At 65.9% G+C, this 20,517-nt stretch carries 17 protein-coding genes and 2 pseudogenes; 10 read left to right on the plus strand and 9 right to left on the minus strand.

Translation table 11 applies throughout. The features are described from left to right. The first annotated feature begins 82 nt into the window (after nucleotides 1-82). The 3 genes from ACVBEQ_RS17675 to ACVBEQ_RS17685 all read left to right on the plus strand — a co-directional run bounded on the left by ACVBEQ_RS17675 (nucleotide 83) and on the right by ACVBEQ_RS17685 (nucleotide 3,982). A complete protein-coding gene (locus tag ACVBEQ_RS17675; RefSeq protein ID WP_473163187.1) occupies nucleotides 83-637 on the plus strand; it encodes a dihydrofolate reductase family protein in 555 nt (184 codons plus the stop codon). A 646-nt stretch (nucleotides 638-1,283) separates the two neighbouring features. Then, nucleotides 1,284-2,192, plus strand: coding sequence for a CapA family protein (locus ACVBEQ_RS17680; RefSeq protein ID WP_447152705.1), 909 nt, complete (start codon nucleotides 1,284-1,286; stop codon nucleotides 2,190-2,192). A 797-nt stretch (nucleotides 2,193-2,989) separates the two neighbouring features. After that, the gene (locus ACVBEQ_RS17685) at nucleotides 2,990-3,982 is read left to right on the plus strand and encodes an SMP-30/gluconolactonase/LRE family protein (protein ID WP_447154716.1); all 993 of its coding nucleotides are present in this window, start codon (nucleotides 2,990-2,992) and stop codon (nucleotides 3,980-3,982) included. Between the two features lie 103 nt (nucleotides 3,983-4,085). On the opposite strand, the gene ACVBEQ_RS17690 is transcribed toward ACVBEQ_RS17685, so the two are convergent. Then, the gene (locus ACVBEQ_RS17690) at nucleotides 4,086-4,493 is read right to left on the minus strand and encodes a Mu transposase domain-containing protein (RefSeq protein ID WP_447154717.1); all 408 of its coding nucleotides are present in this window, start codon (nucleotides 4,491-4,493) and stop codon (nucleotides 4,086-4,088) included. On the opposite strand from ACVBEQ_RS17690, the gene ACVBEQ_RS17695 reads away from it, so the two are divergent. Then, nucleotides 4,396-4,749 (plus strand): hypothetical protein, encoded by a 354-nt coding sequence (locus ACVBEQ_RS17695; protein ID WP_447154733.1) that lies wholly within the window; start codon nucleotides 4,396-4,398, stop codon nucleotides 4,747-4,749. The genes ACVBEQ_RS17690 and ACVBEQ_RS17695 overlap by 98 nt on opposite strands. Nucleotides 4,750-4,840: 91 nt before the next feature. Here ACVBEQ_RS17695 and ACVBEQ_RS17700 read toward each other — a convergent pair whose 3' ends face one another. From ACVBEQ_RS17700 to ACVBEQ_RS17715, 4 genes are all read right to left on the minus strand, one after another. Further along, nucleotides 4,841-5,191 carry a hypothetical protein gene (locus ACVBEQ_RS17700; RefSeq protein WP_447154621.1) on the minus strand — a complete coding sequence of 117 codons (351 nt, stop codon included), beginning with the start codon at nucleotides 5,189-5,191 and terminating at the stop codon, nucleotides 4,841-4,843. 231 nt (nucleotides 5,192-5,422) lie between these two features. After that, entirely contained in the window at nucleotides 5,423-6,493 is a 1,071-nt protein-coding gene (locus ACVBEQ_RS17705; protein WP_447153602.1) for an IS110 family RNA-guided transposase, read from the minus strand. Nucleotides 6,494-7,111: 618 nt separating this feature from the next. After that, complete coding sequence (locus ACVBEQ_RS17710; RefSeq protein ID WP_447152184.1) at nucleotides 7,112-8,179, minus strand: IS110 family RNA-guided transposase; 1,068 nt, start codon at nucleotides 8,177-8,179, stop codon at nucleotides 7,112-7,114. 621 nt (nucleotides 8,180-8,800) lie between these two features. Next, nucleotides 8,801-10,066 (minus strand): alpha/beta hydrolase, encoded by a 1,266-nt coding sequence (locus tag ACVBEQ_RS17715; protein WP_447154622.1) that lies wholly within the window; start codon nucleotides 10,064-10,066, stop codon nucleotides 8,801-8,803. Between the two features lie 673 nt (nucleotides 10,067-10,739). Between ACVBEQ_RS17715 and ligD the strand changes: the two genes are divergently transcribed. The 3 genes from ligD to ACVBEQ_RS17730 all read left to right on the plus strand — a co-directional run bounded on the left by ligD (nucleotide 10,740) and on the right by ACVBEQ_RS17730 (nucleotide 14,018). After that, entirely contained in the window at nucleotides 10,740-11,210 is a 471-nt protein-coding gene (gene ligD / locus ACVBEQ_RS17720; protein ID WP_447154623.1) for a non-homologous end-joining DNA ligase LigD, read from the plus strand. A 225-nt stretch (nucleotides 11,211-11,435) separates the two neighbouring features. After that, nucleotides 11,436-13,115, plus strand: a complete 1,680-nt coding sequence (locus ACVBEQ_RS17725) for an NAD(P)/FAD-dependent oxidoreductase (RefSeq protein ID WP_447154624.1) — start codon at nucleotides 11,436-11,438, stop codon at nucleotides 13,113-13,115. 552 nt (nucleotides 13,116-13,667) lie between these two features. Continuing rightward, a complete protein-coding gene (locus ACVBEQ_RS17730; protein ID WP_447154625.1) occupies nucleotides 13,668-14,018 on the plus strand; it encodes a hypothetical protein in 351 nt (116 codons plus the stop codon). A gap of 1,412 nt (nucleotides 14,019-15,430) precedes the next feature. Here the strand turns inward: ACVBEQ_RS17730 and ACVBEQ_RS17735 are convergent. Further along, a complete protein-coding gene (locus tag ACVBEQ_RS17735; protein WP_447154626.1) occupies nucleotides 15,431-15,706 on the minus strand; it encodes a hypothetical protein in 276 nt (91 codons plus the stop codon). A gap of 58 nt (nucleotides 15,707-15,764) precedes the next feature. On the opposite strand from ACVBEQ_RS17735, the pseudogene ACVBEQ_RS17740 reads away from it, so the two are divergent. Beyond that, a pseudogene (locus tag ACVBEQ_RS17740) lies at nucleotides 15,765-15,809 on the plus strand (hypothetical protein); the annotation flags it as partial. Nucleotides 15,810-15,964: 155 nt separating this feature from the next. Here the strand turns inward: ACVBEQ_RS17740 and ACVBEQ_RS17745 are convergent. Continuing rightward, nucleotides 15,965-16,705 (minus strand): annotated as a pseudogene (locus ACVBEQ_RS17745) (IS630 family transposase); the annotation flags it as partial. 574 nt (nucleotides 16,706-17,279) lie between these two features. Here ACVBEQ_RS17745 and ACVBEQ_RS17750 point away from each other — a divergent pair. After that, entirely contained in the window at nucleotides 17,280-17,651 is a 372-nt protein-coding gene (locus ACVBEQ_RS17750) for a sugar-binding transcriptional regulator (protein ID WP_447154627.1), read from the plus strand. Then, nucleotides 17,624-17,944 carry a hypothetical protein gene (locus tag ACVBEQ_RS17755; RefSeq protein WP_447154628.1) on the plus strand — a complete coding sequence of 107 codons (321 nt, stop codon included), beginning with the start codon at nucleotides 17,624-17,626 and terminating at the stop codon, nucleotides 17,942-17,944. Before ACVBEQ_RS17750 ends, ACVBEQ_RS17755 begins: the two co-directional genes overlap by 28 nt. Before the next feature lie 583 nt (nucleotides 17,945-18,527). Here ACVBEQ_RS17755 and ACVBEQ_RS17760 read toward each other — a convergent pair. Further along, nucleotides 18,528-19,250, minus strand: coding sequence for a GntR family transcriptional regulator (locus ACVBEQ_RS17760; RefSeq protein ID WP_447154629.1), 723 nt, complete (start codon nucleotides 19,248-19,250; stop codon nucleotides 18,528-18,530). Between the two features lie 48 nt (nucleotides 19,251-19,298). Next, complete coding sequence (locus ACVBEQ_RS17765) at nucleotides 19,299-20,354, minus strand: Gfo/Idh/MocA family protein (RefSeq protein ID WP_447154630.1); 1,056 nt, start codon at nucleotides 20,352-20,354, stop codon at nucleotides 19,299-19,301. Nucleotides 20,355-20,517 lie beyond the last annotated feature (163 nt).

The following is a 20,517-nucleotide window of genomic DNA, read 5'->3' on the forward strand; positions in this document are numbered from 1 at the left end:
ATCTGCAGACTTGGTGCAACGACTCGCGCAGTTCCTCGGCGGTCAACGACCACCCCTGGATGGGTCGACAGTCGGATTCCCGGTGGACATCGACCGTTTCTATTCCCTGGCCGGAACCTGGCACGAGGACGTGACCCTGGCAGGAGGCGACACCATCCTGGTGCAGGAGTCGGCGCTCAGCCACGCGCCGCAACCGGGGCCGAATGCCGCCGGGCCGCTGCTCGCGGTGGTGGACGGGCGCGGGCGGGTCACGGTGTGGCAGGCGCTGCTCAACGCGGGCTATTGGTCCGGCGTGGTCGTGCTCCGTGCCGGCGTGAGCCGTCCGCACGGCGGCACGGCGGCTGAGGAGATCGTCACCGGCGCACACCATGTCGACCTGGCCGCGGTACTTGCAGAATTCAAACGCCGGGGTGCGCATATCGTGCGGGTGGACAGCGGCGGCGGACTGACAGGAGCCCTTCTGACCGCACATTTGGTGGACGAGGTCAGTCTGCTGATCCATCCCGTCGTCGCCGGCAACGACCACCGCTGGCACGGCGCCGCAGTACTGCCGCACACCCGGCTCGAGCTGCGCGACTGCCAGCGCTTGGATGGGGACGACGGCCTTGCGTGGCTGCGCTACGACGTGGAGCACTGACGCCGACAAGGCTGCGGCCATCGCATGTTTTTTGCCACGGAATGTGGTTCTTGGCACACATTGCGTGATGTGGCCCGTGGCTGATTCGGGGTGGTGAGCGTTCCGCCATGCAGTGACCGCCTGGCCAGCTCACGACAGCGTCGGGTCCGGCCGCCGGATCGGCAGAACAGTCGACTTCGACCCCCTGTGGACGACAGAAGGACGCCGTACTGGCGTCATACCCATTGCGACTGTGGACGATGACACTTCCGGGACGCCGCCACTGGCAACCGTTAGCGTCGGTACGCTGCTCCGCATGGGGAGGGGACAAGCAGGCACCGGGTTGCTGGTTGCCCTACTGCTGTGCGCTTCCTGCACGGGCGGAACGTTGGGCACCTCCGCTTCGAAGACGCCGTCATCGGTTCCGAGCGCAACAACCCCGGCGACGGTGACAACGGCCGACCCGCCGGTGCCGGCGACGACACCCCGATAGTCCGTGGAGTCGGTGCGTCCCTCGTCTCAACGAGCACCGGCCAGCGCCACACCCGGTGTGAGCACGATCGTCCCGTCGTCGCGTGTGGTGGCCGTGACACCACGAGCTGATCGGCTGGTTCCGGCTCCGGTCGCCGGGCCGGTGGAGAACCCGCCGTGCCGTGGGGTGCGGTGCGTGACGATCGCGGTGTCCGGTGACGTGTTGCTGCACACCCAGCTCATCGAGCAGGCCCGGCAGGACGCCGCAGGCAATGCCAGCAGCACGGTGGACGGGATGGACTTCTTCCCGATGCTGGCCGACCAGCAGCGGTATGGGCAGAGCGCGGACATCGGGATCTGTCACCTGGAGACACCGCTGGCCGATCCGGGCGGGCCGTTCGAGAACTACCCGGAATTCTCCGTCTCACCGCAAGTGCTCCCGGCGTTGACCAAGACCGAGTACGACGCGTGTTCCACGGCCAGCAACCACACCATCGATCAGGGCACGGACGGGTTGGACCGGACCCTGGACGACCTGGACGCGGCCGGCCTTATCCACGACGGCTCGTACCGCACGCGGGCGGGTTCGAAGGTGCCGGTGGTGATCAACACCGAGAACGGGCGGGTCGGTTTCATCTCGGTGGCGTACGGGTTCAACGGCAACGAACCCGACGAGCCGTGGCAGGTGAACACGATTGACGTCGACGCGATCAAGGCCAAGGCGAGGTCGGCCCGGCTGGCCGACCCGGACATCGACTTGGTGTACGGGCACCACGCGCATGTCGTGCAGCCGATGGAGAAAATCAACGGCGGGTGGGCGATCTACGGGTTGGGCAACAACATCGCCGCGCAGCTGGGCAGCGCACCGGGAATGCAACAGGGCCTGCTGGTCCGGGTCCAATTTAGTCAGGACACAAAGGGGGAATGGACGACCACCGACGTGGCGTGGGTGGCGTCCTACCAGGACGTCGGCGCCCCGTACCGGTGGTGCGCACTCACTCCGACCGACACCTGCGGCACCGGAGACGGCACAGCCCTCGCGGAAACCACCGCGGTGGTCAACCAGTGGGGAGCGGACACCGACGGCGCCCACCGCATCAACTAAGCCTCGTTGCTCTGACTCCCCGCCCCAGTGGTGTCAGTGGTCGCAGTCGTTGGTCTGGCACACATTCCGGGATGCTCTCGTAGTCGTCCTCAGGTGGGTGAGTGGTCCGCCATGCTGGGCTGCTCCGGGTGGACCCGCTGACGTCTCGATCTCGTACCGGCCTGTTCCCGCGGCGGGTCTCGCTGATCCCCAGCAGGCGCACCGGCGGTGGCCGGTCGGGCAGCACTTGGTCGGCGTGCGCGACGAACGCATCGTCCGCGAACGTTCCAACTGACACACCTGTAACGCCGACCCGAGCGACAGGCATCGCCCAGATCAGAGCGCACAAGTGGGCATCCCTGAAACCGTGGAGACTCTGATTGATGTGATGTTGTGATCGGAAGCGAGCGCCGCACGGGGGGGCAGGCCGTTTTGGCCTGCCCCTTGGTGTGTCGTTGGTCGCGGTAAATGGCCCGGTTTGATCGAATTATTTGGCGCTGTGTGTCGCCTGCCGAGATCTCTCGGCACCCCAAATGACTTTCAGTGACGCCCACGGCTTCTCGCTCGCCGCGCACGTCTGTTCGAAACGAGAGCCATATAGCGCGACCAGAGTGCGCCAAACAATTCGATCATTTACAGTACATTGCGGCCTTGAGCTGGTTTTCGGCCCAGCGGCTCGGCCGAGTGGGATCGGCGCGTACGGATCTCATCGTGGAACATCTAGCCGCTATAGCAATGCTTGTATGGTTGGGAGGGATTTCTGGCTGGTGGCAGATCCGTGCGGACCGTTGGCGGCCAACGACATCCTTGGGGGCAACATGTCCAAACCACCGATCCATCCGATTGTCTGGCAGCCGCCGAAGGCGCCCGCCCGTGCGCGGCAGCGCTCATCCGCGACTCGGTTCGAACTTCACCTCTTGGACCTTCCGGGTCTTGGTCCGGAGGACGTCGCTGTCGACGCTGACGGATCGGCGATCACCGGCTTGTCGGACGGGCGGATCGTGCGAGTCGATCGTGGCGGTGATATCGAGCAGTTCGCCGACACGAAGGGACGCCCGATGGGGATCGAACGGCTGCCGGACGGAGCACTGATCGTCTGCGACGCGCACCGCGGACTGCTCCGTATCGGCACGACTCGGCGGGATATCGAGGTTCTGGTTGACACCTTCGAGGGTCGGCCGCTGCGGTTCTGCAACAACGCGACCGTCGGGCGCGACGGTTCGGTCTACTTCACGGACAGTTCCACCGAGTTCGGCGTGGATCATTATAAGGCTGACCTGTTCGCCCACACCGGGACGGGGCGGCTGTTTCGCTGGACAGCGGAGTCGGGCGTCGAGCTGCTCGCGGGCGGATTGGATTTCGCGAATGGCGTCACCCTGTCGGTAACCGAGGACTTCCTCGTGTTCGCCGAAACCAGTGGCTATCGCTTGCAGCGCATGTGGCTGGGCGGCCCGATGCACGGTGTGCGGGAGACCTTCGTGGAAAACCTGCCGGGCTTTCCCGACAATCTCAGCACGGGTGATGGTGGGCTGATCTGGGTGGCCCTGCCGAACGCGCGTAATCGTGTGCTCGACACCCTGTTGCCTCGACCACCGATCCTCCGCAAGTTGGCGTGGGCGGGCCCGGAGTTGTTGCAACCCAGGGAGAAACCAACTGTCTGGGTGCAGGCCTACAACTCCGACGGCGTACTGGTGCACGATCTGCAGACCACCCACCCAGGATTTCACATGGTGACCGGGGTGCGGGAGTTCGAGGGCGGCCTGTGGCTCGGCAGCCTGGCCTCCCGGGCCATCGGACGGATCACGCTGTAACCGCTACATGACCGCCGAACGTGCACGCACTGCAGTCGACGTGGTCGCAGAAGACCGTCGCTCATCACCGTTCTGAGACATTTCACCCGGCCGTCCAGATGGATCAGGTCGCCGGACGCTTTCCGGGTCCGAATCGAATCCAACGCGTTCGGGCAATTGCGGGCCACCGACCGTGGCCTGAACCGGCAACTCGGGCATGTCGTCTGCCGCGGTAAGTGGCACCTCTCTTCCACAGTAAATGGCATCCAGCCGCAGCCTGGTCAACGCGGTGACCTGCGCTGATGCGCATGGCGAGATGTTTGCCTGCGCATGCCTGTTCGAATTTGATACCAGTTAGCGTCGTCAGAAGGTGCCACCTAATTTGGCAATTCACAGCGATGGACAGCACCGGGGAGCCGAGGCGGTGCTGAACGGTGACGACCGTGCGGGCCAGTTCCGGTGGCACCGAGTACCGGTTTCCGCGGAAGGACACCAGGGCCTGCGCGGTCACCGGCCGCGGGACCGCCACCACCGTCGAGAACGCCGCCGCCGGCACCGGTCGCAACCTTTCGGTTTCGGCGAGAGCAGCGACAGTGCAACGAGTGCCGGTGTCGTCAATCACCCGAACCTTGGTGTCGGTCTTCTCCGCGCAGAACACGCTGAGCCGGGCCTGGGCCTGCGCGGCGGTCACGTCGTCGGGCAGGGTCCGCCACCAGCGTTGCGCGACGGTGTGGTTCGCCTTCTCCACCACGCCTTTGCGGTTCCCGCGGCGTGGTGGGCAGGGTTGACCTGTACGCCAAAGTGTTTGGCCACCGCCGCGTAGGACGAGGTGGCCCGGTCGGTGCTGGGCTGGACCACGGTCGACATCCGGTCGAACCGTCACACCCTGGTGATGCCGCCCAACGCGGTCGCGACCCGGTGCTGGGCATCGACCAGGTGCGGTTGGTCGGTGCTCTCGGCGAGCACGCCGCGCCATTTCCCCGAGTGCGACAACGCCCCGACCAGCAGGTACGCGGTCCTGCCGTACCCGTCCCACCCGGCCGGTGGGTTCGGCAGATCAACCCAGTCCCAGCGGGTTTCCTCACCGGCAGGATGGTCGATCACCGCTACCGGCCGGCCCGCCGTCGGGTGGCACGGCTCGCACGCCGGACGCAACCCGCGGGCCCGCAGGTTGTGCGTGAACCGCGGATAGGACCGGTCATAACCCAACGCCGTGACTTCGTGATACAACGCGGTCGCCCACAGGTGCGGGTCCTCTGTCAGTCGTTCGCGGCACCGGGCGAAGGGCTCGAAGACGTCCTCACCGGCCGGCGCCCGAACACCGGCGGTCCGTTCCCCGGACAGGTACGCCCGGATCGTCTTGCGGTCCCTGCCCAGGTGCCGGGCGATCGCCGAGATCGACCAACCCCTCCTCCTCAGTGCGTGTGCGTCGATGTCGTCCTCCTGATGCTCCTATAAACGTCAAGCAGCAACAGGAAGCCGGGTGGGCTCAACGCGAAGTGGTCGCAGAAGCGCCCAGACCTCGCGAGCCAGGAGTCGCTTCAGGCAGCGGATGATCTCGGTCTTGGTCTTGCCTTCTGCGGTGCGCCGAGCGACGTAGGCCTTGGTCGGCTCGTGATATTGCATGCGGACGACGACGACCCGGTAGAGCGCGGCATTGGCCTGCCGGTGGCCGCCGCGGTGCAGTCGGTGCCGGGTGGTCTTCCCGGATGACGCCGGGATGGGCGCGACACCGCAGAGTCTGGCCCAGGCCGCTTCTGAGCGGATCCGTTCGGGATTGTCGCCAGCCGCGATCAGCAGATCCGACGCGGTGTCCGGTCCCAAACCGACCGCGGCGACGAGGTGCGGAGCGATCCGGGCGGTCAGCTCGGCGAGGATCATTGCGTGGTCTTTGATCTCCGCGTCCAACGCCAACCAGCGACGGGAGATCGCCCGCAGGGCGTGCTTGCTTGCCGCGGCGACCGATGTGACGTCACCCGGACGCAGCGCGGCGCAACGATGAATCAACGCCATCTTCGTCAACGGTTGCAGAGCCTCCCGCAGCTCGGCCGGGGCGTTGATCAGGACGCTCTTCAAGGTCACCATCGCCGCGGTTCGTGCTTTCACCGCAACATCTTTCGCGACTTTGATCTGCCGGATCATTTCCACCGTGCCGTCGGCTGCCTTCGGCACCGACGTCGCCCTGCCGGCCAGCACGGCGCGGGCCGCGTTCTCTGCGTCCAGGGTGTCGGACTTCCCGCGCAGGCGTCGATCCCGACGATCGGTCCGTGACACCTCCACGACCTCCAGACCGTGCCTTCGGATCGCGACGCTCACGCCGGCCCCGTAGGAACCGGTGCCCTCCACCGCGAACACCACCTCCTGGCCCAGCTTGGCGGCCCAGCCGATCAACTCCTCGTACCCGGCGGAATCCGCGGTCACCGATCGCGACTCGAGGACTGCGCCATCGGCATCCAACGCGACCGCGACGTGGATGAACTTGTGGGTGTCCAGGCCGACGATCACTCGACGTCGACGGTGCTGCTGCGCCATGCTCGTCACTGCTACCTCCTGGCTCGACCGGGTACGGATAGCGACGCTGGCTGGTCGGGTGGACAGGACTGTGACGGGACCTGAGCTGCGATCAGGCTCCTATGAGGTCACTGCCCGGCCGGCCAGCACCACCGAGGTGGTGCACCGCCCGGACAGGCGACGGATCAAGAGAAAGACACCCAAACCACGAGGTCAGTGTGAGCAGGAGTCAGCCCGCCGGGCGGCTCAGGCAAGTCTCACAGTGTGAGCATGAGGCGGGGCTCCCTCGAGCAGCTGGTGTGTGGTCAGAGACCGCCAGCATCGAGGGAGCCCCGCCATCGTTGGCGGAGCCACACAGGTGGGGTGCCTCGGTGTTTGTCAAGCCCCCCTCGACCGCGAGTTTGGTTTCCTCCCCCCTCAGCGCCGCAATTGTCTTCCGCCGCTCGTCGACGTCAATGTCGTTCGTCCCCCCGGCTGGCCGCGGGTTTGAAACCCGCTCCGGGCGCTCCACATTGACCTCTCCTCGTCTGCGGAAAGTACCGGCAGCTACGGAGGGGGGAAGGAAGTAATTTCCACGTTAGTTGTGTGCCCCAGGTCTGCGATGACCGAGCTCCTGAAGCGGCCGGGAGGGGGTAAGAATTAGGCGGCGTCGGAAGCGGAAGCCGGACCGGAAACCTCTGCCCGCTGGCGCTTTTCGTCGCTGATCATGGTCCGCCAGACATGGTCCGCCAGGCGCCGTTTCAGACACCGCCTGGCCTCCCTCGGGGTCTTACCCTCCGCGATCTTGGTCCGGTAGTAGATGTTGCCCAGGCTGCCGGCCGTCCGAATCTGGGTTACCGCGACGATGTGCAACGCGGAATTGAGCTGACGATCCCCGGACCGGGACAGCCGATGACGGGCATGCTCCGCACTGGCCACCTCGACCGGCGCGACACCCGAATACGCTGCGAACGCGGCCGAGCTTGGGAACCGGCTCGCCCGGCCGGACCGGCCAATCAACCGCGCGGCCGTGACCGGTCCGATGCCCACGGTCCCGGTTAGGGTGCTGCCCGAGGCCTTCACCAGCCCCGCCATCACCTCGGCGTTGGCCTTCAACCGGGAATCCAGGGAATGGATCTCGGCAACCAGATCACCGGCGATGTGTTTGCGGACCCGTTCGGCGTCACCCGCCGGCCGCACCGTGCGCAACAACGCCGCAGCGGCCAGGGCGGACAAACCCCTGGGTGCGCCGCCGGCCAGCAACGCCCGGAGCAGGGCATGCAGCTGGTTCACCGCCCGGACCCGGGCCTGCGACAGGTTCGCCCGCCGCTCGTCCAGCAGTCCCAACACATCCGCGGTGTCCTCGGCCTCCAACGGACGCGCATCACCCTGCAATGCCGCCACGCACGCTGCCGCGGCGGCGTCGATCCGGTCGTTCTTCCGACCTCCACCACGGGAGAGCTGCCGCACCCGGGCGGTCGCGGTCGTGGGCACGTCGACGACCTCTTCCCCGCGGGCGAGCAGCCAGGACGCCAGATGCCGGCCCAGGCCCTCGGCGTCCTCGATCGCCCAACGGCGCTCCGGCCACCGACCAGCCCAGGTAAGCAGGCGGCGGTATTCCCGCAAGGTGGCGTCGATACGGATCGAGGCCACCTCACGATTCGATTCGGGTTCCACGGCCGTCGCCGTGGACGTGGACTTGTGCGGATCAACGCCGATCAGCATCATCGTCATTGGGTCCCTTCACTTCCCGTGGACTGGATGGGGGGATCCGCGGTCGACACTCCGACTTCGAGAGCACTTGCCGGTGCCTTCGTGGTCACGCCTCTGTTGAGTCAGACCGCGAACGGCCACCGGGCGGGTTCGACACACCCCACCAGAGCCAACCCTCGCAGGCGGCAGGAATTCTACGAGTCAGCCCGCCCGGTGTCCTACGGCAACGCTACGGGCGATCAACCCAGGTCGCGATACCGCTGAACCCCATACAAGTCGGAACTTTAACGAGCAGGTCCGGGGAGATTCACCCGAGCGCCATCATCACTCCAGACGTCGTCCACGCCGCACGGCAGATCCTCGTCATCGGCACTCAGTGAGCCAAAAAACGCGAGGCGATCAAACCGTGCCAGATAAATCGACCATCTACAGGGCAGGGCCGGCCCCACACGGAATGGAGATTTGTCATAGGCATAGCACGCCTGGAACAGCGACGACCAATTTGTCAACGAGTCATTCCGCCCGCAGGGGCCAGCCTGCCAGCGACCACTGGGCCGCCTGTGGAGTCTCGCAGTCTGTCAAGCGGCTGTGGAGGGGTCGAGGAGCATTGTTTTCGGCGGACGAGTGGCAGCTAGGTCAGCTGCGCGGGACTGCACCCGGCAGCGGCGGCACGACCGGCGGCAACTGCTTCCCGCTCTGAGCGCGGCGCTGCGGCGGGCTCTCGAGCGGATCGCTGAACGGCTGCGCGTCACCGACGCACCTCTTCCCGGCAGCCGGAACCTTGCGGGTCAATAGGTAACGGTCCATCGCGTCCGTCACGCACGCCGAAGTTCCGTATGCCGTGTGCCCCCAGCTGTCGCTACTCAGCAAACGGCTGTTGGGCAGCAAGTTCGAGGTGTTCACCGCACCCTGGTAGTTGGTCGCCGGGTCCCAATAGTTGCCGACGACGAGCACCGGGTTGGCGGTCCTGCTCGTGAACGACCCACGGTAGGTGTCCTCGTCGCGCACTGTCCACGTCGAGGTCGCGCACGGCGCAGAAGCCCAGGTCCACAACCGACCGAAGTCGGGTGCGGTTCGATCGTTGCGGGCGGCGTAGGTGGCCCAGTCCTTGGCCTGCATCGGGTTGCGGCCGTCGGTGCACAGCACCGACTGGAACGCCTCCGCATCGTTGAAGTAGGGAAAGGCCCAGCCCATCGAGCGGCCCAGCCGCTGCCTCTCCGCGGCGGCGGCGTGCGCCTTCGACGTCTGGCTCTTCGCCTTCGCGAGTAGTGCCTGCCGGGCGGCGGACTGCCGTGTAGCGGCGGGCGTGCCCGCGTTGGCCGGCGCCTCCAGAAGGCTCAGCACCCCGCTGAGGTCCTGGTCGACGAACCTCCACCCGTCGGGTGAGTAGAGGTCGCTGAGCAGGAAGGAGGTGAGCACGGGATAGGTGATCTCCAGGACGACCTCGCCGGTCACGGGATCGGTGATCACGATCGGGGCCGCTTTAAGGTCGGCGATGATCTTGGCGTAGGTCTTCACCGGATCCCCGGACGCCGCGAGCTGGCAGTAGTCCGGCCCGGCCTTCCTGCAGCGCACGAGGATCTCGTCCAGCGCCTTCGCGGCACCCTCACCCGAGCGGATCCGCTGCGTCTGAGGGACCGCTGCCGTGGCGGCCGTGCCGGCCCAGCCGACCGGGTCGATCACCCCGTCGATGGCGACGGCCCGCACCCGGTCGGGAAAGAGGTTCGCGTAGACGATGCCGAGATAGGAGCCGTAGGAGAACCCGAGGTAGGTGAGTTGCTTGTCCCCGGTCATCCGGCGCAGGACGTCCATGTCGCGCGCTACCTGCGCGGTCGACATCGACCCCGACAGCGGGCGCCCGGTCGTCGAACACGCCGCGCCGAAGTCCTCCGAGGCGCGCACGTAGGCGCGCACCTCCGGCCGATCGAACGGGAAGGGACGGGAACGGCGCGAAACGCGTCGTCGTCCGGGTCACCGTCAACGGCACCTTCGTCGAAGGGGTCCCGGTCCCGCTGGACGTGCTGTTCGGGGACCACGGGTGATCGCACGAAGGAGGAGGGAACTCCCTGCCGGCAACGGGTCTCGCCGCAGCACCCGCTGGACGAATCGGAAGGCGCAGACCAGCCGTCAGTGCTTGACCAGCCGTTCGACGTGATCGGTTTCCTACCCCGTCGACGTCCCTGTGGTGGCTCCCGATCAGCTCCCACCGGCTGGTGACCCCGTCCGGGCCTCCTAGTTCGCCGGCCTTCAGTGCGGTGTCGATGCGGTGCCGGACCGGTTATTCGGTGGCCGGTTCGGTGGCGAAGCGCACCCTCACCCGCACCTGGCCGTCGGAACGGACCGCGCCGATATGGCGGGCGTTGCGCCGTCTATTGTGAGCTGTAGGTTGACCGCCGGTCGCAGCACGCCCCGGGCGGTCCGCGGCGATGCATCGGGCATCAATTCGTAGGCGAGGGACGGTTCGCGGTCCGCTCCGTCTGCCTTGGTCCGCTGGGGCACGATGGGGAAGTGAACACTGCGGGCACCAGGCGCGGGTGATAACGCCATGCTCGCGGTCGGTCGGCAGGAGTTTCGGGTGTCCAGCCCCGACCGGGTCCTTTACCGGTCGACGGGTACCACCAAGTCGGAGGTCATCGGGTACTACGCCGAGGTCGCGGAGTCCATGAGTCCGCATGTGGCGGGTCGACCGGCGTCCAGGAAACGCTGGCCCGAGGGTGTCGATGGCGATGCGTTCTTCGTTAGGGACCTCGAGCCCGGGACACCGGCGTGGCTGACCCTCGTGCAGATCCCGCATGGCTCGGGCCCGAAGTTCTACCCTGTCTTCGACTCGCCCGCACCCCCGGCGTGGCTGGGGCAGGTTGCCGCCCTGGAACTGCAAATGCCGCAATGGCGCATCGAGCAAACCGCCGGTCCGGCGACCACGCGGGCAACGGAGCGGTACCCGGACCGGGTGGTGTTCGATGGCCTGGTCGCAGAACCACCAGGCAATGCAACCATCTCGCCGTACTCGATGCGCTGCCGGGAATCTTGCGCACCGCTGTGGTGAGCGCAGCGGCGGGGTATCGACCGCCGGCCAGGGTCGGGCAGCTTGACGACGCGCGAACTCCGGGCTGCACGGAGTGGATCGGATCCTCTTTTCAGTGTCGGGGGTCCTGGCCGGTCCGGGTCCCGGTCGTTGCGGACAGCGAGAGCGCGGGCTCCTTGGAGCGATGGGTCGGCGGTGAGAGAGTGCTTACGTCAGGTGAACGTCGGCCAGGGAACGGACGGTGGAGTGGCGAAACCGGTGATCCTTGTGGTGAGCGACCACACGTCGGAGCTGACTGGACTCTCCGCCGACTTGCAGCGGCGCTTCGGTGGTGACTACCGCGTGTTGCCGTCGAGCGGCGGTCAGGCGGCGGTGGCCGCTGCGGCTGGGGCCGTGCACGGGGGGCATGAGATTGCGTTGCTCATTGTCGATCAGTCGATCAAAGGGTTGACCGCGGTGGAGGTGCTGACCCGAGCTCACGACGTGGCGCCAACGGCGAAGCGGGTCTTGCTGATCAAACGCGGCGATTGGTCTTCGAACCATCCGGTGGTGTCTGCAATGGCGCTCGGATTGGTGGACTACCACCTGTTCAAACCCTGGCGTCCGTTGGAGCGGGTCCTGTATCCATCGGTGAGCGAGCTGTTGGCCGCCTGGGACAAGTCTCAAGACGCCCTCGAGGTACCAGTGCGGATCGTTGGATCCGCGTCGTCCGCGCGTTCACACCAGCTTCGCGATGCATTGACCCGGGTGGCCGTTCCGTACTGGTTCTTCGACGCCACATCCCAAGCCGGACAGCAGCTTCTGGCGGAGGTGCGTGCGGATGGAACTCGACTGCCTGTCGCAGTTTTTTACGACGGGCAGGTGCTCGTCGAGCCGCGGCTCTCCGAGGTCTGGAATGCGTTGGGTGTTGCCACAGAGCTCGATGTCTCGTCGTGCGATCTTGCCGTCATCGGAGGGGGCCCGGCCGGGCTGGCTGCCGCCGTTTACGGCTCGTCGGAGGGCTTGGACACTCTGTTGATGGAGACAGCGGTGCCTGGAGGACAGGCCGGCACAAGCTCACTGATCCGTAATTACCTCGGATTCCAACGTGGCGTCAGCGGTGACGATCTGGCCAACCGCGCGGTGGAACAGGCCTGGCTCTTCGGCACCAAGATGGTGTTGTCGCAGAGAGCCACGGCTCTGCGCAGGGACTCTGGGGGACAAGTGGTGGTCACGACGAGCGACGGGAGCGAGGTGAGGGCACGGGCTGTCGTCATCGCCACCGGTGTCTCCTGGCGCCGCATCGGCGTCCCAGCGCTGGAAGACCTGGTGGGCGTCGGCGTCTTCTACGGCGCGGCTGCCGCCGAGGCCCGGGCAATGCAGGGGCGCGAGGTTTTCGTTGTTGGGGCGGGCAACTCGGCCGGTCAGGCAGCGATGCACTTGTCACGGTACGCCGCCAAGGTCACGATGCTGGTCAGAGGTGAGTCCCTGAGGACCACAATGTCGGAGTATCTGGTATCCGAGATCGAGCACACGGGAAACATCATTGTTCGTTTCCAGACCGAGGTGGTCGACGGAGCGGGCAGCGGACGACTCACCTCGCTGACCCTCCGGCAGCGACACAGCGACGCTTTCGAAACGGTGCCGGCCTCGGCACTATTCCTGCTAATCGGAGCCGAACCACATACGGAGTGGTTGGCCAACAGCCTGGCACGGGACGACCACGGCTACTTGCTGACCGGCCGTGACCTCGTGCATCCAGCATCTGCCATGGGCTGGTTCGAAGGGCGACCCCCGATGCTCCTGGAGACGAGCATGCCGGGTGTCTTTGCGGCCGGAGATGTCCGACATCGTTCCGTCAAGCGCGTCGCGGCAGCAGTCGGCGAGGGCTCCACCGCCGTCCATCTCGTGCACGAATACTTTGCCGAAGCCGATCGCGGCGACTGAGGTGTACCGCTTCTGGAGGCATATGGCTCGACTGCTAGTTGTCTGTGAGTCAGAACCGCAGCTCGATCAGGCATAGCCGAGTAACGAAACACCGGCCGCAGTGCGCGCAATTCCGGTCCCGCGAGGCGATCCCACATCCCCGGACTGCGAATTGGTCGGGATGCGGAGTTGGTACAGGTCACCGGCCAACTGGTCCGTCACGCGGGATGGCGGTCGGGGCGCCCGATGCGGTGATGACCACATCATGGGCAATCGAAGGATTCTCGTCCCGCTACTCGTGCGCCGCGAAGGCGGAAAAGAGATGCCGGCCATCCTCGCCAAGCTCAAGCAACGGCTCGAAACAACCAGCTAAGGCGAGCAATCCGGCCTGGAGTCGTCGAGCGTGAAGACGAGCAAACGTCGGCCTTCTGCCGCATTGATCTACCGCGACCTGATCCCATTCGCGGCTTCGCAGATCTGATATCTGGGCCGAGCCCATGGCGTAGGCCTTTACCCAAGTCGGTCAACCCAGCTACCGTCGGTCTGGTCAACCACCCCGCACACGATCGGGGCATGACACCGAACGTCGTGCCGAAGCGCCGGCCTGCGGGGACCTCAGCAGGTGGCCAGTTCGCACCGACCGCCCGGTCGGAAACCCGTGTCGCGGTGAGCGCCCCGGGTGGGTCGCCATCGCTGAGCGCCGGCGGCGGCGACGGACCCACACCGGTCGGTCACCCGGAGTGTGCCGCGCCGACCGGCACTCTGTCCGGGGTACACCCCGCAGCGAGAGCCGCACTGCTGGACGAGAGCGCCCCGACCGTCACCGATCCGGAGGGCCGCTACCCGGTGGTGATCGGCCCGCGGTTCGAGAGCGACCCGCGGCGTCCGCTGCCGAGGTCGCCCGGTTACTGCGGGCGGACCTGAAGGCCGCCCAGGAGGCCGCCGCATTGCCGCCGTCCGCGGTGTTCTCGGTGCGGTCCGATTCGCATTACGGTGGCCAGTCGGTGAGCGTTGAGATCCGCAACCTGCCCGACCGTGAGATCCTGGACGACCACCCCGACTACCCGCATCGGTTGAACAGGCAGGCCCGGAACTCGAACGCGCCGTGCGACGAATGGCCAACGCCTACAACCGGGACGCCTCCGACAGGGCATCCGACGTCTACGACGTGCACGACTACGCCCACGTGTCGATCGAAACGGAGTCTGAAAGACGGACCTGGGAATCTCTGGCAGGGAGGGGGTGGTCTGCCAAATGACACCGCCTGGCGTGTCCTGAGAAAGGTCGGGGTGAGAACGGCGCAATGAATGACGTGACAGACCCCGTCAGTGGGCCGCGTCGAACGCCTCCTGGATCGAGGTGGCGATCCGGCCGCGGTCGGACACCTCGGGCTTCGGAGTAGCGAATGCTCTGCGGTCCACTGGTTTTGGCTGTAAGATCTCCGTGTGCGCGCGGAACCTCTGGTGGTCAAGTGGACCCGGTCCCGTGGCTAGTTTGGATTTGATCCCTCGGAGCGAGCCGTGGGTCGCAGGATGACCGCGTTGTCGATGACTCTCACACTGAGAGCCGTCACTGGGTCTGCGGTATCCGGGCCGTCCTCTCTCTCGAACCAAACCTCGTAGTGCGCCGGTAAGTCCGCCAGGGCGGCGCGGAGTTCAGCGATGGTGATTGCTGCGTAAGGGTGATCGATTCGTGAGGTGTCGGGCATCGTTTCACCAGCCTTTGGAAGCCGAGTAAGAAGATTGAAGGTCGACGTCACGGCTCTGTGCGGTTCCAAGCAGAGCCAGCGAATCTGTTCCGCGGGGCCTCGAGACGCTGGCCATCCCTCGTTTGCGTCCTGAGTGGCGGCTCCGTTCGCTACTGACGAGCGTCCACCGGATTGTGATCCGGGTGCGCACCCGAAGCGGCGCGCATCGCATGGGGATTTCCGTGCACAGGATCTCCCGATCGGACTCGGTGGCCACCAGCACCCCGGAAACCTCCTTCCCTTGACCGGGAGGCTCGGGCGTGACGCTGCGCGGGCGGGCACGGCGGGTCGTGCTACCAGGACAGGCACGACGCCACGGTGAAGCTCTCCCGACGCCGGTGATCGCCGCCAGTGGAAGTGAGTAACGCCGCGTGATCCTGAGCGCCTGCACCCACCGAGTATGGCCCGAACCGATGCAAGCCGTTGCTTGGCGCCACACCAGATGTTGGCCATGCACTGGCACGATCGCTCGCAAACCGTCACGTGACCGCGTCGAAACCACAGACGCCCGGCGTGAATAGATTTGCACAAGAGACTTGAGGAAACCGACAGCAGATCGGGCGAGAGTGACGACGGCCAAGAGGAGGATTCACTCCCCGGCGGCCGCACCACCAATACGGCGGGCTACCTCGGCGTAACGCCGCCGCTTGCCCGTACTGGCAGCACTGTGAGGCGCGATCCACCGCGCGCTGAAGAACCGCGTCCCCGCTCCGGCGGCGCCGTACTCGACCGGCCAGTTCGCCTTCAAGAACGCGGTCGTGTACGCCAGCGTGCCGTAGGCGTAGCTGTGCGACTTGTTGAACGCGAAGGCGGCGGCGTGTTTCATCGCGTCCCACACCCTGGTCGCGGTGGCCGGTCCAAACACCGGGGAGAGTCTGGGCTCCATCGTCTACCAGGAACAGATGATGCGGCTGGGCACCGTGATGGCCGGGTTCACCCCCGCCCAGTCCAGCCGGCTCCGCAAGGCCGTGTCGAAGAAGAACCCGGCCGAGATGGTCGCGGTGGGCGCGTTGTTCGCCGCCGGGTGCGGCGTCGAGACCCGCGACGAGAACGGCGCCGTCCAGGTCGGGGTGAAATGGAGGTGCCAGCGGCGGCGGTCTGTGTGCGCCAACCACTTCCGGACCTCGCGTGCCTTGTGCGCGGACAAGTTGTCCAGGATCACATGTACCGACAATCCGCGTTCGACGGTGGCGTCGATCTGTTTGAAGAACGCCAACACATCGGCGCCTGTGTGGCCCTTCCGCAGGTGGGTGTGCACCTGCCCGGTGCCCACGTTCATCGCGGCGAACAGATCGATCGTGCCGTGCCGCTTGTAGTCGTGCGTCATGGTTCCGGCCCGACCCGGTTTCATCGGCAGCGACGGCTGGGTCCGGTCCAGAGCCTGGCACTGGGTCTTCTCGTCGAAGCTGAACACCACCGCCCGCGCCGGGGGTTTCAAGTACACCCCAACAACATCGACCAGCTTCTCCTCGAACTCCGGGTCGTTGCTGATCTTGAAAGCGTCCACCCGCCACGGCTGCAACTGGTGATCGGACCAGATCTGCGCCACGGTGTCCTTGCCCACCCCGACCTGGGCGGCCAGGGTGCGGGTCGTCCAGTGAGTGGCGCCCCCGGGAGGCTGGCCGGTCAGCGTCAACTCGACCACCTTCTGCACCGTGTCCGGCGGCAACCACGCCTTCCGCCCCCGACCCTTCGCGATACCGCCGACACCATCGATGCCCTTGTCCGCGAACCGCTTCCGCCACCGCCGCGTCCGAGTCCACCCCCGAACGGCGGGCGATCTCCTCGTTCGCCACCCCGTCAGCGGCCCACAACAGCGCTTTCGCCTGCACCACCTGACGGTGCGGCAACACCGACGAACCAGCGATCCTGACCAGCCTCACGCTGGTCCTCCGTCACCGGCAACGCCGCAGCCACCATAAGCCAATTCTACCAAACCACCAGACTAATTGTGCGACACACCACCAGGCTGGGTCGCCGCACTCAGAGGTCATCACTTCCGGCGTTGGCTGGTCGCGAATGTTCCTTCCGCTCGCGGACCTGTACCTGCCGCTGAAAAAGTATCGCCAGAGCTCCTCATCCATGATCTCGGTCCCCTTCACGGTCCGCGCACCGAAGGTCCGATTGAAATCGGATCAGTATTCTGTGACTATTCTGCCCCTTCCGCATGATGCATTCCAGCATCAGCTTCGCCCCAAGGTGTTCGACAGCCGTGCTTGGAGACAGCCTGCGGCGATCGCTCTTGTCCCCGCCCCTTGGCCATTAGGCCAGGGTGCCGTCGAGCTACTCCGAACTCGAGTCGGCGTACGGGCTGCGACAGTCACACGTTTACGACATCGGCGAGTCGAGCGACGAGGCAAGCCTGCTCGGTGGGCTCGGGCAGTTGCTGGCGCTGGACCTGCAGAACACGCCCACGGACGCCGACTTCCGTGGTATGGATGCCAGGGGATTTCGGGCCACCCGTCCTGGAGCACACCAATCAGCGCAGCACCCGGCAGTTGGCGGACATGGTCGGTGCCGAAACGGTGTTCCTTCGGATACCCGGAGTCGTTGCCAGCCCACAGATCTGGCAGACGCCGCTTGATCACCACAGCCACGCGCGGGCCACCCTGGCCGCACTGGATCACCTGGATCTGGCGCTGGTCGGGATCGGGGCCGGCGGCATCATGCCAGCCCTGACCCCGGGCGACAACTTCTTCACCGCCGCGCAGGTCGCCCAGGCCAAGGCCCGCGGGCCGTCGGCGAGGTCGACCTGCGGTTCATCGACGCCGACGGCGAACTGGTGGAGGAGAACGACTTCGACGAGCTGATCATCGGTGTCACACCGGATCAGCTCTGCCGGGCAGAACGGCGGCTCAGCGTCGCAGGCCGCCCGTCGAACCGCGTGATCCGAGCGGCGCTCATCGTCGGATGGATCAACATCCTGATCACCGACTCGGTCACCCGACCGATGGCTGCTGCACTACCGCACGGAACCGAGCTTCAGCCCGACACCCAGAGGCGTCCCTTGTCACCCCGCCGCGCCGCCAGTCGCAGTGACCTCATCAGCGCTGCGGGCGTTTCGGACCGATCGAACCGATGTGGAATTGCCCGGGATAGATAGTCGTGACGGAGCCCGTCGTTGACGCCTTGCAGTACGGCAAACGATGACTACGGACACCGCTCTCTGCGGTACAGGTACTGGGCTACCCGAGTCCAGACACACGGGCCCCCGCATCAGGAAGCGGAGTGTTCAACCCCTCGGGAAGTGGTCCAAGGCTCTGGGCGGTTCTAAATGGCGCAACCAATGTGAACGAACCAATTCGGATATTCGCGGGGCAGGTGGATGCGCGACCGGACCGGAATGCTGTTACCCGGTTGTCAAGCGAGCAGATCGTAGCCACTGGGCCCGGTCGGCCGTTTCAGCGGTCGGTCTTCCACAAAGATCAGGTGTCCCATCACAGTGACGGATCTTGCGCTCGGGCTTGAGGGTGGTGCGCTCAGTTCGAGGATGCTTCGTTTGACGGCTCCGAGGCGGCTGGCTATCGACCGGACGCTGAGAGGATGAACTGAACGGCGCATGTCGTGCTCCAAGAGGATCGTGTTTCGGGAGCGCCCTTGCTCATTAAGTGCGGACGTCAGGAACCCCGCATTATTGAGACGTGCATCAACCGCGGGGGTTGCGTGCGGCCGACAGAACTACTTGATCAGGGTGCGGTGAGGGTAACGGTGAACGTGTAACGGTCGGGCCGGTAAATGTGTTGTGCCCACTCCAGTGGGCGGGCGGTGATGCTGTGGGTGAGCCGGTTCATCGTCAGCACCGGGCTCTCTGGCGTCAGCGCAAGGAGTTGGCATTCCTGGTGTGTGATCGTGCGGGCTCCGATTCGTTGGCGCGCCACCTTCGGGTGCACTCCTACCGCGCGAAGTGCCTGGTAGAGACCTGTTGTCGTCAGGTCTATGGCGGTGAGGTCGAGAAGGTCAACAGGGAGGTAGTTCTCCAGGATGGCCAGCGGCTGCCCTCCAAGGGCACGCAGTCGTCGCAGGTGGAGGACCATCGCGTCGGGCGGCAGTTGCAGTTCTTCGACTGCTTCGGGGGGTGCGGGAATGACTCGGTCGAGGAGCACGGTGGTGACGGGCTTGTGCCCTTTGTCTATCAGGTCGTCGAACATGCTGGTCAGGTGGAGCGGGCGAGTGATGGCTCCCGGCAGTACCGTCGTTCCGGTTCCCCGTTTGCGGACCAGAAGGCCGCTGATCACCAGTGCCTGAATGGCCTGCCGCATCGTGCCCCGGGAAACTCCGAACTGACCTGCCAAGTCGATTTCATTATCCAACCGGTGCCCGGGAACGAGCTGTTCAGATTCAATGGCGTGACGCAGTTGCGCGGCAATCTGTTGATGGAGCGGGATTCGGGTGGGGCGATCAGCCTTCATCAAGGACCAACCAACGGTGTCGAGTCGCTTTTCCCATTTTCATGTCGTCTACTCGCACGACGCGAGTGCCTCATTCTGGGCGGTGATGTGGACCGTTCGTCCTTGCTCGGCGCTTTCCCGGGCGGCGTCGAGGACCTCCAGGGTGCGGACGCCTTCGGCAGCCGGTACAGGCTGCGGTCCCGCACCTCGAGCTGCTGCGGCGAACTGGGTATAGAGATCCTGATATCTGCCTTGCGCGGACGGGATGCGCTTCTCCCCGTCGCTGGTGGCGAGGATCCCCCAGCTGTCCTGGGGTTCGTAGCCCCAGGTGTCTGGTTCAGACGCCGGCCGGCGTCCCGCGAAAATTGACTGTGCCTGCACATCGGTGCTGCGGGAGCGGTAGCTGCCGTTGCTGCCGTAGGCGCGCAGTTCGCGGACGGAGACCCTGTTCACCTTGGTGGACTCGACGTGGGAATGAACTCCGCTGGCATGCTGCAGAGTCACCACGAAACTGGAGTCGGTCAACCCTTCGGGTCGCTCGATCCAGTCCAGATGCGCGGTGACGGCAGTGGCCGGCCCCAGCAGCCACAGCATCTGATCGACCAGATGGGTGCCGATGTCGCGCAGCAGACCACCGTCCGGACCAGCCTCGAGGGTCGCCGGATCGTCGAGGTCGAACCGTGAATGAACCCGCCACAGCTCCCCGAGTGACGCAGCGCCGATGATCTCCCGCAGCGTGCGGATGTCGGCGTCCCACCGACGGTTGTGGTACACCGACAGCATGACGCCGGCATCCGCTGCCGCGCTTTGCATCTCACGCGCAGCGGCAGCGGTGGGCGCGAACGGCTTGTCTGCGATCACATGCACCCCCGCCGCGATGGCCTCCAACACCAGATCCCGTCGGGTGGCGGGTGGAGTGGTGATCGTGACGGCGTCGACCCCGGCCGCTAGCAGATCGGTCAGGCTCTCGTAAATCCGAACGCCGGGCCAGTCCCGCGCGGCCGCCGCCTTGCGCTGCGGCGACCGGGCGACCACTCCCGCGAGCTCAATGCCGTCTGCGGCCTCGATGAACGGGGTATGGAAGTTCTGGCCGCCCGATCCGTACCCCACTACACCGAGACGCATTCCTAGCCCCGGAGCAGCGCAGTGACGGAGTGGGCGGCGACTGGGGGTTCTTCGATGCGCGCGTCGTCGACCATACCGGCTGCGGTGAGCGCCGCACCGATGCTGTCGGACATGCCTTCTCCTTCGATGTTCACCCGCGATCCAAGCGGCTTATTTCGGTATG

The sequence above is a fragment of the Nakamurella sp. GG22 genome, from assembly GCF_052976845.2.

Bases quoted from the DNA above. Each gene is read 5' to 3' on its own strand.
- ACVBEQ_RS17710 (WP_447152184.1), bottom strand. From the start codon at position 8,179: ATGATGCTGATCGGCGTTGATCCGCACAAGTCCACGTCCACGGCGACG.
- ACVBEQ_RS17760 (WP_447154629.1), bottom strand. From the start codon at position 19,250: ATGAAGGCTGATCGCCCCACCCGAATCCCGCTCCATCAACAGATTGCC.
- ACVBEQ_RS17685 (WP_447154716.1), top strand. From the start codon at position 2,990: ATGTCCAAACCACCGATCCATCCGATTGTCTGGCAGCCGCCGAAGGCG.
- ACVBEQ_RS17730 (WP_447154625.1), top strand. From the start codon at position 13,668: ATGACACCGAACGTCGTGCCGAAGCGCCGGCCTGCGGGGACCTCAGCA.
- ACVBEQ_RS17765 (WP_447154630.1), bottom strand. From the start codon at position 20,354: ATGCGTCTCGGTGTAGTGGGGTACGGATCGGGCGGCCAGAACTTCCAT.
- ACVBEQ_RS17705 (WP_447153602.1), bottom strand. From the start codon at position 6,493: ATGGCGCAGCAGCACCGTCGACGTCGAGTGATCGTCGGCCTGGACACC.
- ACVBEQ_RS17750 (WP_447154627.1), top strand. From the start codon at position 17,280: ATGCCAGGGGATTTCGGGCCACCCGTCCTGGAGCACACCAATCAGCGC.